The sequence below is a fragment of the Azonexus sp. GW821-FHT04F04 genome, assembly GCF_059420025.1.
This window is the reverse complement of the sequence record NZ_JBWKSX010000013.1, coordinates 14,549-29,032: the sequence shown is the minus strand read 5'-3', so window position 1 is coordinate 29,032 and position 14,484 is coordinate 14,549. Positions and strand designations below refer to the sequence as shown.

The following is a 14,484-nucleotide window of genomic DNA, read 5'->3' as shown; positions in this document are numbered from 1 at the left end:
CCGACCCTTTCTGTACGGCGATTTATTTCGCTGACAAGTCCATTACGGCAAGGCTAGGCATAACTTTAGAAAAATTTTGGAAATTTTGGCTCGTGTCTATTGGCTTGGTAGATGAGCCTTTAGCCACTCTTCCAGATGATCTTCAAGCATGTAGTGGCGCAGCACCCATTCGCGCATTGCCTTCCCTTCATGTTCACGTGCTTCCGGGTCGTGGATTCTCTCGCGTAGCGCTGCTATCCACGCGTTTGGGGTATTAGCCACACGACAGGCCGGGCTGTTGTGATAAGGGTCGATATCTGTGCAAACGACGGGAATGCCAAGCGCGCCATATTCCAACAGGCGTAGATTGCTCTTGCCTTGATTGAATGGGGTTTGGGCTAGTGGTGCAACGGCGATATCGAGATTGAGTGAGGCCAGATAGGCGGGGTAGTCGTCAAAGGGGATCAGATCGTGATATTCGGCCAAGAGTGGGCGGATCTCGTCGGGGCACATGCCAAAAAATATCCAATCCGCCTCGCTTCGAGTCTGTTCAATGATTTCTTTCAATAAAATAAGATCACCTTGGTGGGTTGAGCCACCGGCCCATCCTATGCGAGGTTTGTCTCCCGTTCGTTTCTGGTTAGTGAGCGGAAGCCATACCTCCTTTTGCAGTCGGTTAGGAACAACCTTGATATCGGCAATGAAATGTCGGTAGGTGTCGGCAAGGTATTCGGTTGACAACACCAGTCGATCGCATCGTTCAAGGGCGTACTTGAAGCGAGATCGAGCATTTGGCGGAATGTGTTTACGGAATGGGTTGGTGAGATCCAAGTCATTGACTAGGTCATCCAACGTGTAAACAATAAATGGCCGCGTGCTAGATGCACGCCAATCATCCAGTGCTGCCAAGGAAATATCATGGATATAGTTCTGGATAATTACTGTGGTTGGGTCAAGTTGGGCAATTTCGGCGGCAGTGAAGTAGCGCGCAACGCCACTGATTTTTTGTCGCCAAACACACTCCATTGCCAATCCTGCCTTACGGACAGCAGTCAATGGCGATGTAACCCGGAAATCCCCTTGTCCGTTCCCTAGAGGGTTGGCCAAAATTCGTGGTTTATTACTTGGCATATACTGCCATTGGGCACGAAACTCCGTCTCAGGAAGCGGGGTGGGCGAAAGTAGTGAGAGGTTGGGGTTCCAATAGGGGTCTTTGATTGAGCGCGTTCCCCAGCGCTTCCGAAGGGTTCGACTGGCCTCTCGCTTGAATGAAAATGCAAGCAGGCGCTTGCCAAGGTCGTAGTGGCTTGTTTCGCCCCCAAATACCACGCTAGCTCTCGGATGAACCAAGCATCGCAATCCTTCATTGCGAAATCTGAGACCGAGGTCAATTTCGCCGCAATAGTCTCCATAGGCTTCATCGTCCATGCCTCCAACTTTCTGATAGCTCCCTTTGCGAACCAACATGCACGACGATGGAGGGGCCGCGACATCTCGAGTGACCTTCAGGTAATTCAGGTAACCATCGTCACCGAGTGCGGCCGAACTGGCGAAGGGTGATCCAAACTCGCCCATCATGCCAAATACGCAACCGGTAGCGGCGATCTGCGCATTCCCTGCATGATGGATTAGCGGTGAAACGGCAGCAACGCTCTCAGACATTGATGCTCGTGAAAGTTCGTCCAGCCAACGGTCCTGCACAATGACGACTTCTTCGCGTAGCAATACCACCAATTCATGTGCAGCCGCAGCAATTGCCTGGTTGCAAAGGGCAGCATAATTTGAGCCACCAAGCGTAAATGCCACCCTGATACGGGGGGCATCTGCGCGTTCCTGAACGGCTTTTAGCCAGCTGTAGTAATCGGGGTCTCCTGCGAGGGGTTGGGTGACGATTACTATTTCAAAATCAGGATACTGAGTGTTTTTAATAAGGCTGTTAACACAACGAATAATGAATTCTAGTTGTCCTTGTGATAATACAGCGACTGTAATTGCCGGGTATGTTGCCGGGTTGTAGTGAATCTCCCAGCTGTCATTGGTCAGGTACTGAACATCGGCAGCAATCCCCTTGGCCTTGAGTGATTCAGCTAGGGCGCTAGTACATGATTCGGGGTTGCTGGGGAAGCTCTTGTAATACGTGAGCAATATGTCTGGAACATGTGCGATTGACTGCCAACCAAATCTGTCTGCAATACGGATTAATTGGCCATACCAAGGACTCGTGGATTCATTGCTTGCACCCCCTGAGGCCACCCAGCATTTTTTGCTTACGCACAAAGGCCCTGCCAAATCGACAGACTGCAGGTAGGCAGGATTGACCCGGGGTTTGTAGCGAGGGGAAAAACGAGTCTCTGTTTCATCGCAACAGTCGTCATCGACATAAAACGCCAATGCATCCGGTGAACGTTCTGTTTCTTTGGCTAATCGTGCCAAATACAAAATATCGGGACGGACCCCGGCGGGAAGTTCAATTACCCATTTACACGGTGAGGCCGCAACCAGATCATCTAGAAGCGGTTTTGCCAAGCTGAGAGATTCCACTGTGTACCAGCGAATATTCGGAACCTCTTCAATACCGTCTGGACTTGGTAACTCGGAAACAATGTCAAGTATCCAACGCTCATCAATTTGCTGTGACAGTGCATCTAGCGTGTCAGCAAGTAAGGCATTATCAGATGTGCCAAGGCGAATTAAAAGCTTAAATTCGCTATGCAAGAAAGCGTTCGTGTTGTGCTGGACCTCCAGAAAAAGGGTGTCGGTTTCAATAAATCCACGCTTGTCAAGCCAAAGTTGGTGCACCCGGTCAAGTTGACTTTTGGAAACGGATGATCGGCGTACGTGGCCTTGTTCTAGACCCGAGTTCAGTGGTTCTAAGTCGTTGATGTCTTTGAAATAAAGACCGCTATCTAAATAAAACTCCCTAAGCTGATCTAAAGCGGATACGCGTTCATCCTTGCTCAAATTCCATAGTTTTTGGCCATTATTTACGAGCGGCTTTCCATTCTCTTCCAGATCGCGTTGGGCCGCGTACACATTTTGGATGAGCTGAATTGCCATTTCCCAAGAGTTGGCCCGATTTCGAGAATGCCGTTCAGTAATCTGAGGGAGGGTTATTAATGCCTTTTCGTACGCATTTTCTTCGCCATAAATTGCGAGACCCGGTATCCGATGATGGGTGTCGTCCGATGGGAGGGGGAAATAATGGGATTGAATCAATAGGACTGGACAGCCGCAAGCCTGTGCTTCGCTGATTATGCCCGACGGCTCATAACAATAGAGCACCTTGGCTTTGCGCAAAATCCCTGCAATTTCTTCTGGCGTACGTTTAATCTCTTGGCCTAAGCTGATCAAGTTCCTGTGTTCAGGCAGAATCGGTTTGCGGCCAAGATGGTATTTGTTGGCGTAATAACACTCAAATTCACGATTGGAGTCTTCAGGATTGTCTGCGTTATTAAAAACAGCATCGACCACCGGATGAATAAAAAGCGGTAAGCCTTCTTTACCCTTGGGGAGGCACCAAGCCTCATAAAAGAAGATCAGGTCCTTTTCTTCGAATTCGATGGGCTTACCCAAGTGACCTGGAACATTCAGTAACCAGCGAACAACTACCGGAGTACTGGCCGGGTTCGCATGGATGATTTCAGGATAGACGGTTACTGGGTTTCTACCGGCAGCATAATGCTCTTCAAGCTTGGCAAAGGTCAGCTGGGGAGTGCGAAGAGTTTTTGAGACTTCTTTTGCATTGAGTATATATGCCTCTTCTCCCAATTCGTTCAATATGTGGCAGAGATAGTGTAAAACTCGAATTCCACCCGATGTCTCTCGGTAGTCTGGGGCAAATATATAAAACGGCATGCCGGCACTTTGGCTTATGGACCGTGGACGATTTGCCGAAAAGCAGAAATTACCAGTGTTTTGTATAGGCTTCATTTATTTTTAGCGCGGAATATGCCAAAGATTGTTTTGGTTATTACTGTTTTGCTTCGTTCTTGTATTGATGTATAAGTCTTTTGTGCTGGTTTGAATGCAAAAAGAAAAAATTGGTTTCCTTGGTGGAGTCGGTCATTTTTTCAAATTCAAAGAGATCGGTGCCATCCGTCGTAAAGGCAAGATAACCAGCGCAGTAGAGCTGCTCAAATATCTCATTTGGATTGTAATTGAATTTGGATGACCATTTTCTGAGAATTTCGGCCATAATTATTGGACGGTGTGTGTTTATTGTTTTTAACCCGCCTTTAATTACCATTAGCTCAGCGCCCTCAACATCGCATTTAATGAAATCAGGGGGGGGTAATAAATTGTCGTGAACAAATGTGTCAAGCGTTGTCTGTTGGCAAACAATTTCGTCGACATCTGCGCGATCGGAGACGTTGGTCGCAGATGCATTTCCAGAGCAGGCTGTGTAGTAGTAAAACTTCTGTTCGCCGACTTTGTCGGAAAGTGCAATATTAAACGCCGATATTTTATCCGCGCAATTGAGACGGATGTTGTCAGTGAGTTGCCCGTAAGTTTTTGGAATGGGTTCGAAACAATAAAAATTGGCCTTTCGTGATTTGGCAGAAAGATTGAGCGAATGCCATCCAATATTCGCTCCAATATCGTAAAAAGTCTTGTGGCCATCAAACATTTTTTCCATCATCCGCGATTCGGCGGGTTCAAAGTCGGAAAAATTGAACGTTTCAATCGGTGGGGATCGATGGTCGCCGAGCTGGCAACGAATCTTGATTCCGGTACTTCTTATGGTAAATATGACACCGGTTCCGTCAATGCAGATTTCCTTGATGTCGATATTGTTAATGTTGGATGCGTATTCAAACAGAATTTTATGGAATTTTTCATACGCGGTTTCGATAAATTCTGGCTTTCCAATATGTCCATTGGAAAAAGATTGTTTGAGTTCGTCAATGGTCATGATTGTTGTTCCACATAATGCAATATTGTTTTTCTAAAACCCGCAAGAACGGGGATTTTCTGCTGCCAGCCCAATCCGCTCAGTTGGTCGACTGATGCGTTTGTGCTTTTAAAGTTGACCCGCATCATCGGATTTTCTTCTGGTAGCGCATGCGCTACCGGACCCAGAGATTCATCAAGTCCTGAGTCGTTGAGCAGGGTTGCGAGTTCGAGGATGCTTACTGGGTGAGGCGACGCAACATTGAATACCGACCCCGATGGGGCTTTGTTTAGAACAAGCAATAGTCCGGAAATAAAATCGGTAATGTATAAGAAGTTTCTAATTGCACTGCCATCGCTCGTGAGTTTGATTGGCTTTTTCAACAACAGGGAACGGACAAAGTCTGCATATGAGCGTCCGTCGTCCAGATCGAACCCCGGGCCATAAGTAATCGAGGGGCGTATTACGAGAGTGGGTATGCCATATTGGCGGAAATAGGCCAAGCAAAGCATTTCGCCAAAACGTTTCGATTCCAAATAGCAGTTTCCCAAGTCCGTACAACTGAGGGGGCCGTAATCCGATTCAGATGTCGGGCGTTGTTCATCGGGGATGAAGCCGGTCACACCGGTGGTGCTGAGGTATACGAATCGACATGTCGGGTTGTGCAGGCGCAATTGCTCGAGGAGCCTTTGAGTGACAATTCCATTGGCCTCCATGACGTCGACAGGCGTTGCTGCGAAATGTTTGGGGCTGGCTTTGCTAGCGCAATGAATGAGCACGTCGCAAGGGTATTTTGCCAAATGCTGAGCCGCATCGTCCGCGACCACGAATTGACAGGGTAGGGACCCGTGATCGGGGTATTTCTCGCTAAGCCGCTCTTGGTTGCGAACGTGAGCGCTTAGCTGACATTGCAAATCTCCGGAGTCGATGAGAAAAGATATGAAGCGGATGAGGTACCAGCCGATCTGACCCGTGGCCCCCGTGATGTAAAGCTGTTTACCCTGCAAAAATGCGTAATTTTCATTTTCTGCGGCCAGAAGGGAAAAGTCTTCGTACATCGTGCTTGAAATCATGGGCTATTAATCGATTTTGCGTATTGCAACAATTGGTCCTGCTTCAATGAATCGCAATCGATTTCCTGTCTGTTGTTTGTGTAATGGTTGGCCAGTCGCCGGATGGATACTTCGATTGGTGAGAATTGGAAGTTGTCGAGTATTGCGCGGAGTTTTTTGTTGCAACCAGTATAGGTTTTTCCAAGACCAGGATTTACGATTTGGTAACCTTTGTTGATTCTCAAGCAATGATCTACTGTTTCAATGACTTGCGATAGTTTGATCGAATCATCTGGTGTCACATTAAAATCGCCTGTGCGCACGTTTCGGTCAAATAACTGCTCGATAATGTTGCAAAAATCGGTTACGTCCAGATAGTCATAAATGGCATCTCTGAACAGTGTCACATCGATATTGGCAAGACGTTTGGCAATCGTGTTGGAGATGAACTTGTACCGATAATCCTCGTATTTGCCGAAAATGCCAAATAATCGCAAGGTGACCACGTCCTCGAGATGTTTTGCGTAGCTTGCGATGACGAATTTTGAGAATCCTTGGCTGTCCGCTGGAATGTGAACGCCTAGGTAATCCTCGGTCATCTTCTCGGCCCAGTTCTCGCGGTTGTAACTCGATCCACTACATAGCGTATAAATAAGGCAGCCTTGCGGTCGGTGGCGCAATAGATTGAAGAACATGCGCAGATTCTGTTCGCACACGTTGCTGTCGTAACCCTTGCCAACTGTATTCGAGGTTGCTGAATGGATAATCAGGTCAGGTTGGAAGGCATCTACGCACCGGGCGACATCGGTACTGTCCGTCAGATCGACGTCACATTGCCTCGGGGAGCAAAGTACAAAATCGTTGCGCTGGCTCAGTACTTCCAGCAGATTGCGACCGACGAAGCCTTCGGAGCCGGTCAGAAAGATTTTTTTCATGCTAATGAGCCCATTTTTGCTCAATGGTTACGATGATGTCATCAATTGATGGCGGTACGCTCAAGTCCATGATCTTCAGGTATTTTTCCCAGCCACCTGTACCGTGGTAATGATGGCACTTGGCCAGACAGTCGGCGGCATTGTCGTCGTCCCCCCGTTTTGCATGTACGTAAGCCAAGCAGAGATTGGCCATCAGGTGATCCGGTCGCAGGTTAAGGACGTTGCGAAACCCGGTTTCCGCGAGTGATAGATTGCCCAGGCGCAGATCGCTGTTGTACAGAAAGTTCAGTTCGAGATTGAAAACATATTGCATGTCCTGAATGTAGTCGGCACTGAAGTCGGGGGTGTTAATAACGGCAATCCGATAGTCAGCCCCCAAGACATCGCCGGAAATATAGCCCATTTCCGAGGCGATCTTATGTATTTCGCTGCCGACAACAGGGCTGGCACAGACGACGTGGTACCAGTTTGCCGGAATGCTCCGCAAATTGAGTCGCGCTTCCTCAATATCCTGGCAAGTTTCACCGGGGAGACCGATGAGAACGTTGGCATTGGAGTAAATGCCCAGTTTTCGGCAATCCTTGGCGACTTGTCTTGAGATGCTCATCTTGAGCGGCTTTTTCATCTGGTGCTTAAGGACTTTTTCGCTGCCGCTTTCGATCGGGAGCACGAGCTGGTTGACCCCCGCACGCTTGAAGGCAGATAGGGTTTCGTAATCGAGCGAGTAAAGCGTCAGACCATTCTGGAAGATAGCATTCAGCTTTTCCTGTTCGATGAACTCGAGAATTTTCAAGACTCTTGCCTTGTCCGCCATGAAGTGGTCGTCCTGAAAAATCAGGGTTCTTGCCGCGTATTCGTCGACCAGGCGATGGATATCCGCAAATACGCGCTCGGTCGAGTGGTACCGCATTTTCCGCCCATGAACCTGGTGCGAAGCGCAGAAGGTGCAATGGAAGGGGCAGCCACGCGAGGTCATGATGTGGTAGCCCATGCTGTCCGAGTGGGCGGCATAGGATGTCATGACTGGGTTCAGGCTATGTCGTCCATGATCGCAGAGGGCGTAATCGTAGAAGGGGATTTCATCCAGATCGACGATAAAGTCATGCTTGGGAACGAATAAATTGTCCAGCTTCCGGGCCGTAATCCAGGATTCGGACTGGTTGGCGTAGCCTTCCGGGGATTCTGCACCAATGAGCCCCAGCATCGGTTTTTCTCCCTCGCCGAAACACAGCGCGTCATAGAAGCGGAAGCCACCTGTCCGGTGAATGTGTTGGTAGGAGTTCGTCGGGATATTGCCTCCGCCGACGAGAAAGGCTTCTGGCCAGATGGTTTTTATGGTCTGCCCTAGTTCGATGAAGTTCTGATAGGAAGGGCTGAACAGGCTGGAAATGCCGATGATGTCTGGTGTGAAGTCGGCATCGAAATTTTCCGTCAGGTAGTGCATGGCAAACGATGCAAAGTTGGGAAAGTCGAAGTCATTCAAGGCGCTGACTTCAACGTTGAAATCGACCAGTCTGACGTCGAGCTCGTAATGTTTTTTCAGGTAGGCGGACATTGAGAGCAGTCCGAGCGGCAGGTCAGTGGCCAGGCTGTTCAGAATCCGCCCGTTCTTGAGGACTGTCCGCGCATTTTTAGGGGGCGAGACGTAGGACTCGTAGGAAATATGGACGGGAACGAGAAATAATATTTTTTTGGGCGCACTGACCATCGGGGGCTCCTGTTGTTTTTGTCCTGCTACTGCTTGTTTCCAAATGGTCGTTTGCCATGTGCCCGGCAATTACGCTTCGGGGGGAAACTGCTCTGCATGGTAATGAACTGGTAAGGCGTTAATCGTGGCGATCACTTCCTTCGGGTAAATCCCGGGGACCATGACTAGAACGACGTCGATGTTGCAGCCCGGGGTCAGCAGGGTTTCCGGCGGCAGTATCCTGAGATGAGATATTGGCGCAAATTTGTGATGCTTGAATTTCGCCGAGTCGATGATGCATTCGATCCGGTGGTATTCCGATAGCGAAAGCAGGGCGAGCGTGCGGTGCCCTGCTCCCCATACGGCAACTTTCTGGCCACGGTCGGTGAAGTTTCGCAATGTTTCGTTGAAGCGGGCAACCAGCGCGTCGAGCGCCAATTTGCTGCTTGCGATGGCACCCACGCTGCGCTTTTGAGCAATGATCTGGATGTCGTATTGGTTGTTGATGATCTGTATATCTATCAACGAAAAGCCGGTCAGCCGCAAGGCGGTTTCGAGACTGTCTGCAGTGAAGTACACCAGATGGTCGGCAACGAATTCGTGGGCCGACTGGCTGGCCAGCAGAAAATCCAGGTTGGGCACTGTCAATAGCAGCTTGCCGTCATCCGCCAGCAAGGCGCGGCATTTTTGTAAAAATGTCCTGGCATCCGGTTGATGTTCCAGATAGTTGAACGAGATCAACAAGTCGTATTGGCCATGTTCTTCGGAGCCAACGTCAAGGAGGTAGCGATTCGCGACACCTTCCGGCATCGAGAAGGCTTCTATTTGCGGTGGCGAAAACTCGATACCGCTGGCGACGTAGCCGGCTTCTCGGAGCAGGGGCAGATTTTCTCCGCTGGCGCAACCTATCTCCATGGCGCGGGGTTGTTCGGTGAACTCTTTGCGAAGTTGCTTGAACAGCGCCAAACGCTGGTCGCGGACGACGGGGGATAACGACGCTGCTGTGATGACCTGTTTGAAATAGTCGACCGGTTCGTTCATCAATTGCGTCAAGCCGCAGCCTGGGCATTCCGTAATTTGCAGCACGACGCCTTGGTCAGCAGCGAATTCGTCCGGCTCGGGATAGTATTGCGCCGCCTTGGGAAAGGGGCCGATGGGAATGGCGTCAGCAATCGCCAGGGGCTGACGACACAAACGGCAGTGGTGTGCTGCGGCAGTGGCCGTGGGGATCATGATTCGAGCGGGGCGTCGAAGCTGGGCTTGGTTGCCGCGATGGCTTCCCAGCGGCTGCGGTTCAGGCCGAGATTGTAGGCTGGGAGACCATGGCGCTGGCAGGTTTCACAAATCGAAGCTTGTTGTTTGGCGGTGCTGATTTCTGCCTTGCTGGCCGCCAGGAAGTTTTCAGCGATGATATTCGGACCACGGTTGAAGGTCGTGCAACAAACCGGCACGCTCAGATCCCAGTTAATGATGGTCTGGTTCTCCAGAAAGGGGCATCCCGCTTCTGAATTTTGCCCATTTTTGCCGTTGACCGTGGCAGCCGCGATGCCCTCCTTGACGCTAACAAGCAGCTTGTCTTCCAGAGTCAGCGTTGTCGGACTGGGACGCCCTTCCAGCTTTTCGATGACGCGTTCGAGGGGCATTACCAAGGCGTAGGTGGTCGACAGGAAGAAACCAAGTTCATCGCAAAACTCCCGCATCTTGTCCAGATTTCGGCGGTTGTTGTTGTTGTACAGGTGATAATTTACATCGATCACAGTATCGAGGCGGTATTTGTCGATGTAATACCTGAGCCGCAGCATATTGGAGCGGACCAGATGGATGTCGCCACCGCTATGCGTGTCGTTGTAGGCCTCGGGGTAAAACCCGGACAGGGAGACTTTCAGGTATTCGGGGTTCTCGCGCATGACCTTGTGCAACAAGGTCTCGTTTTTTATCGAGAGATTGCTCGATAGCGCGGCGGCAATGCCGCGTTGGTGCAGGTAGGCCACCATCTCTGGCAGCGACGGGTTAAGAAAGGGTTCGCCCCAGCTGTACAGACTGATGTGCGTTACCAGATCATTTTCTGCAACGATCTTGTCGATAACCTGGTGATAGGCATCGAGCGTCATCAGGCCGCGCGGATATTGTTCGCCACCGGCACCATGGGCGCAGGAAAGGCACTTGAGATTGCAGGTGCCCATGACATCGACGGTGTAAAACAGATCGCAGTAACGCGAGTAGTTGATGAAGTTGTTTGCTGAAACGCCGTACTGCAACAACAGCTGGTTGATTTCCTGTTCCTTTGTAGATGCGGCGACAACGATCTTCAGTGAGGGGTGCTGTGAGTGGATTTCGGGCAGGGCCGTTGGCGGATGGCAGGGTAGTCCGGCGATCCGCTTGCCGGAAAATGCCGGATCAGAATCGATGAAGCCCTGGATTTCAATGCCATGAGTCCTGCACAGGCGTACCAGCCCCAGTCCGGTCATCCGGGCGCCCCAGATCAGAACCGGAGCGCCGGTTAGTTGCGTCAGCAGCTCTGCCTGCCGGGGATTCATGCAATCCTGCCTGCAGCGAATTCCGTTTCGTACCACGCGAACAGACGCTTGACGGAGTCCTCGATCGGGGTAAAACGGAAATCGCCGATGGCATCTAGCAGGCGACGGTTGTCGCCAGTGTAGGTCGAGTAGATGTCGCTATTAACGATAGTCAGGGTGTTGTCGCGACCACTTTCGTGGTCAATGACGCCAGCCAGATCGGTCAGGCTGTGCTGGGTTGCAGTGCAGACGTTGTAGGACTTGAATGCTGTTGGCAAGGTCAGAAATTTTTCGATGATTCTGACGAAGTCCTGAACATCGAGGTAATCAAAGATCGAATTGCGATTGACGGTGATTGTCCCGTTGCGGATCGAGGCGCAGATATTGTTCGAGATAAAGCGCCGGCTATGGTCCTCGTGCTCGCCGAAGATGGCGAAAACTCGCAGATTGACGAAATCGTGGGGTGAGCGCTCGATATCCTTGGCGATGCAGAACTTGGAAATGCCATAGGTGTCTGCTGGAATATTGCAGCCAAAATAGGATTCGGCCATCAGTGGCGTGTAGAAGCGGGCAGCATATTCGGCGCCCGAGCCGATGTTTATCAGCCGCCCAAAGTGCGCTGCGCAACGTTCGAGGTTGTAGTAGATGTTCAGGTTGGCTTCAGCCGAGTGGATGTTGATTGCACTGTTGATCACCACGTCGGGATGTTGTTGGCGCAGATAGGCTTCGGTCGCCTCCTGGTCAAGCAGGTCAAGCTCGGCGCGTTTTGGCGCGAGAATCTCATAGTTGCGGGTGGCCAAGTAGTGCACCAGGTTCCTGCCAATGAAACCGTTGGAACCAAGAATCAGTATTTTCATCAACGCGATACCTCAGCCAGCAGGGGGCGGATTTTCTCCAGCAAGCTGGTCTTGTGCGGGTCGAGATCTTCCTCAACGCAAACGACGGGAGCGGTGCAGTTCTTGCAAAAGTTGATGTCGCAGCGTTTACCTTCGAGCATTGCGACCTGTAGCGCCCGCAATTGCTGGCCATTCCAGATGTCTTTGACGGACTGCTGTTCGACATTACCGATAACGACCTTGCGTGGCCAGTCCAGTGTGCAGGGGCTGGTTGTGCCGTCACAGTTGAAATGCAGGTACATGAAGATAAAGGGACAGACATCCTTGTCTACATTGACCTTCTGGGCATACATGCCTGTTTCTGAGACCTGATTTTGCTTGTCAAGCTGTACCTCGGCCCACTGCGGGACAACCTTCTCGATGAAGATCTCGTCGCAAATATTGCCGAAGGTGTCGTAAAAGTATTCGCGCTCGGCATCGCTCAGGACGAACTTGTGCGTGATATTGCTAGATAGCGCGCTGGTCTGATCCGCAATCTTGACATAGATCTTGCAGTCGCCACGAATGGAATAAAGATTTCTGACCCCTTCAACAATCGCTGGGAAGCTTTGCTTGATGCCGGCAACCTGTTGATAACGTTCGTCTGACAAGCCTTCGAGCGAAATGTTGATGCGTTGCAGGCCACTGTCGATCAGCGCCCTGTTGAGTGCGGGCTCAAGTTGGGAGGCGTTGGTGAACAGTTCGATGATTTCGGCGGTGCCACTGTCGCGGGCATAGCGAATCATCGCCGGTAGATCCGGATGCAGGGTGGGTTCGCCGTGGTTGCCAATCTTGATCTTCTTGATTTTTTGATCGAAAGCCTTGAGGTCGTCGACGATCTTCTTGAACAGGCTGAGCGACATCATGCCGCGCTTAAGGCCGACGGCTTTCATTGCGTGGCTATCAGCCTGAAAGCAGAAGCTGCATTTGTAGTTGCAGACACTACATACGTCTATATGGACAGAGAACGGTGTGCTCAACGGCACCTGATCTTCCAGGGGGACTTTGGCTGCGGAGTGGATGCGCGGCTGGATGACGGCGGCAATGCTTTTTTCGCTCACGACGGATGCCTTTGTTGGGGGATGTCAGTAATTTGGTATGGTTTCGGATAGTACTTGCCAGCGCTTTTCAAGCATCTCGATTCGAGCATTGTCTTCCCGATGGATGAAGCCATGATAATCACGCTTGTTCTGCAGCCACAACAGTTCGAAATGCACCGCCACGCGCAGGCCTTCACGGATTTCAGAGATGTCTAGAGCGTTGGCGCCGAAAATAACCTTACGCGTCTCGAAGCGAGTCAAATGCGTTTTACGGACCTCCGTCAGAAATGGGATTGCGTCAGCCGATACGCCACCACCAATGACAAGGTCAAGATGCTTGTCACGGCAGTGCTGGGCCGCTACCTGACAAAACTCTGCCATGCTGGGGGAATTGACTGCCTCGCGGCCCCAGCCTAGCGAACCCACAAAGTCGACACGGCCCAAGACAATGCCAGCCAAGCCCCCTGCTACAGCCATATCGGACATTGCGGCAATCGACGTAAAGGTCGTGTGGGTCTCCATGTTGAAAAGGAATTCGGTGTCAATCTGCTCATCTTGGGTGTAAACATGATCCTTGGCCTGAATGAATTTGCTTAATGCGTATGGGGTTTCGACCATCGGGGCAATGATGTACTCCACGCCAAATTGCTTGCTCTCGATGAGATCGCGCATCGCTTCGCAACCACCGACTTTCAGTCCAATTTTCAAATCGGCTTTGCGGGCGATCTCCATGAGGCGAAGCAGTTCGTCCACGCGAGTGCCCTCTGCTTCAAACTCTGCTTTGACCGCAACACAGCCATAATCGTTCTTGAGTGCTTTGAGCAGACTCAGCATCTTGCGTTCGCAAACATTCATGATGGAACCTTTATTGGAATTGGATCAGATTGAATATCTCAGCATGGTGCTGAATTGTTAGGGTGCGGTTTTCCTGACTAACGCCGTCATCGTAGCCACCGCTGAAGAATACAAATCCGGTGCCACATGCCTTTGCTATGGCTTGATCAACGCAACTGTCGCCGACTACGAGAGTTTCGTCCGGGGAGCAGCCCAATCCATTCAAGCACGCATGCAGGTTATCCGGATGGGGTTTGCTGGTGGGCAAGTCTAGACCCGCACAAACGGCATTAAAATATATATTGAGCCCCGTTTCGGCGAGGATTTTTTCGGTGAGTTGCCTTGGCTTGTTGGTGCAAAGGCCAAGCCGGATACCTCTGGATTTCAGTGTTGATAATGTTTTGTGTACGTCAGGGTAGAGTGTTGCCGGATTGGTTGGCAACGCGAGGTAACGAGCACGAAATATATCAAGATAGGCTTGTGCCTCGTCCTTGGCAATGTTAAGTGCTGCGGCAACCATGGTCTTGCCTCCAACACTTAGCCATGGCGTTAAATCTTCCCTTGCCAGTGGCAGCAAAGTGCGTTCGGCTCGCAGGTCATTCAGCAGCCCTGCTACCGTCGCCGCGCTATCGATCAGCGTTCCATCGAGGTCGTAAACAATTGTTGAGTACATGA

General features: G+C 50.8%; 11 protein-coding genes. All 11 read right to left on the bottom strand.

Annotated features, from left to right (window positions below; all coding sequences use genetic code 11):
• Positions 1–96: 96 nt before the first annotated feature.
• The gene (locus AC07TV_RS19790; protein WP_494650096.1) at positions 97–3,834 is read right to left on the bottom strand and encodes a glycosyltransferase family protein; all 3,738 of its coding nucleotides are present in this window, start codon (positions 3,832–3,834) and stop codon (positions 97–99) included.
• 115 nt (positions 3,835–3,949) lie between these two features.
• Complete coding sequence (locus tag AC07TV_RS19785) at positions 3,950–4,891, bottom strand: FkbM family methyltransferase (RefSeq protein WP_494650095.1); 942 nt, start codon at positions 4,889–4,891, stop codon at positions 3,950–3,952.
• Positions 4,888–5,928: an NAD-dependent epimerase/dehydratase family protein gene (locus tag AC07TV_RS19780; RefSeq protein WP_494650094.1), complete on the bottom strand. Its 1,041-nt coding sequence runs from the start codon at positions 5,926–5,928 to the stop codon at positions 4,888–4,890. Before AC07TV_RS19780 ends, AC07TV_RS19785 begins: the two co-directional genes overlap by 4 nt.
• A gap of 11 nt (positions 5,929–5,939) precedes the next feature.
• Positions 5,940–6,857 carry an NAD-dependent epimerase/dehydratase family protein gene (locus AC07TV_RS19775; RefSeq protein ID WP_494650093.1) on the bottom strand — a complete coding sequence of 306 codons (918 nt, stop codon included), beginning with the start codon at positions 6,855–6,857 and terminating at the stop codon, positions 5,940–5,942.
• 1 nt (position 6,858) lies between these two features.
• Positions 6,859–8,634 carry a radical SAM protein gene (locus AC07TV_RS19770; RefSeq protein ID WP_494650092.1) on the bottom strand — a complete coding sequence of 592 codons (1,776 nt, stop codon included), beginning with the start codon at positions 8,632–8,634 and terminating at the stop codon, positions 6,859–6,861.
• The gene (locus AC07TV_RS19765; protein ID WP_494650091.1) at positions 8,635–9,777 is read right to left on the bottom strand and encodes a methyltransferase domain-containing protein; all 1,143 of its coding nucleotides are present in this window, start codon (positions 9,775–9,777) and stop codon (positions 8,635–8,637) included.
• Positions 9,774–11,081: a radical SAM protein gene (locus tag AC07TV_RS19760; RefSeq protein WP_494650090.1), complete on the bottom strand. Its 1,308-nt coding sequence runs from the start codon at positions 11,079–11,081 to the stop codon at positions 9,774–9,776. Before AC07TV_RS19760 ends, AC07TV_RS19765 begins: the two co-directional genes overlap by 4 nt.
• The gene (locus AC07TV_RS19755) at positions 11,078–11,917 is read right to left on the bottom strand and encodes an NAD-dependent epimerase/dehydratase family protein (RefSeq protein ID WP_494650089.1); all 840 of its coding nucleotides are present in this window, start codon (positions 11,915–11,917) and stop codon (positions 11,078–11,080) included. Before AC07TV_RS19755 ends, AC07TV_RS19760 begins: the two co-directional genes overlap by 4 nt.
• Positions 11,917–12,996, bottom strand: coding sequence for a radical SAM/SPASM domain-containing protein (locus tag AC07TV_RS19750; RefSeq protein ID WP_494650088.1), 1,080 nt, complete (start codon positions 12,994–12,996; stop codon positions 11,917–11,919). The genes AC07TV_RS19755 and AC07TV_RS19750 overlap by 1 nt, the downstream gene beginning before the upstream one ends.
• A 24-nt stretch (positions 12,997–13,020) precedes the next feature.
• Positions 13,021–13,809, bottom strand: coding sequence for a hypothetical protein (locus AC07TV_RS19745; RefSeq protein ID WP_494650087.1), 789 nt, complete (start codon positions 13,807–13,809; stop codon positions 13,021–13,023).
• A gap of 31 nt (positions 13,810–13,840) precedes the next feature.
• Complete coding sequence (locus AC07TV_RS19740; protein ID WP_494650086.1) at positions 13,841–14,482, bottom strand: HAD family hydrolase; 642 nt, start codon at positions 14,480–14,482, stop codon at positions 13,841–13,843.
• Between the last annotated feature and the right edge of the window lie 2 nt (positions 14,483–14,484).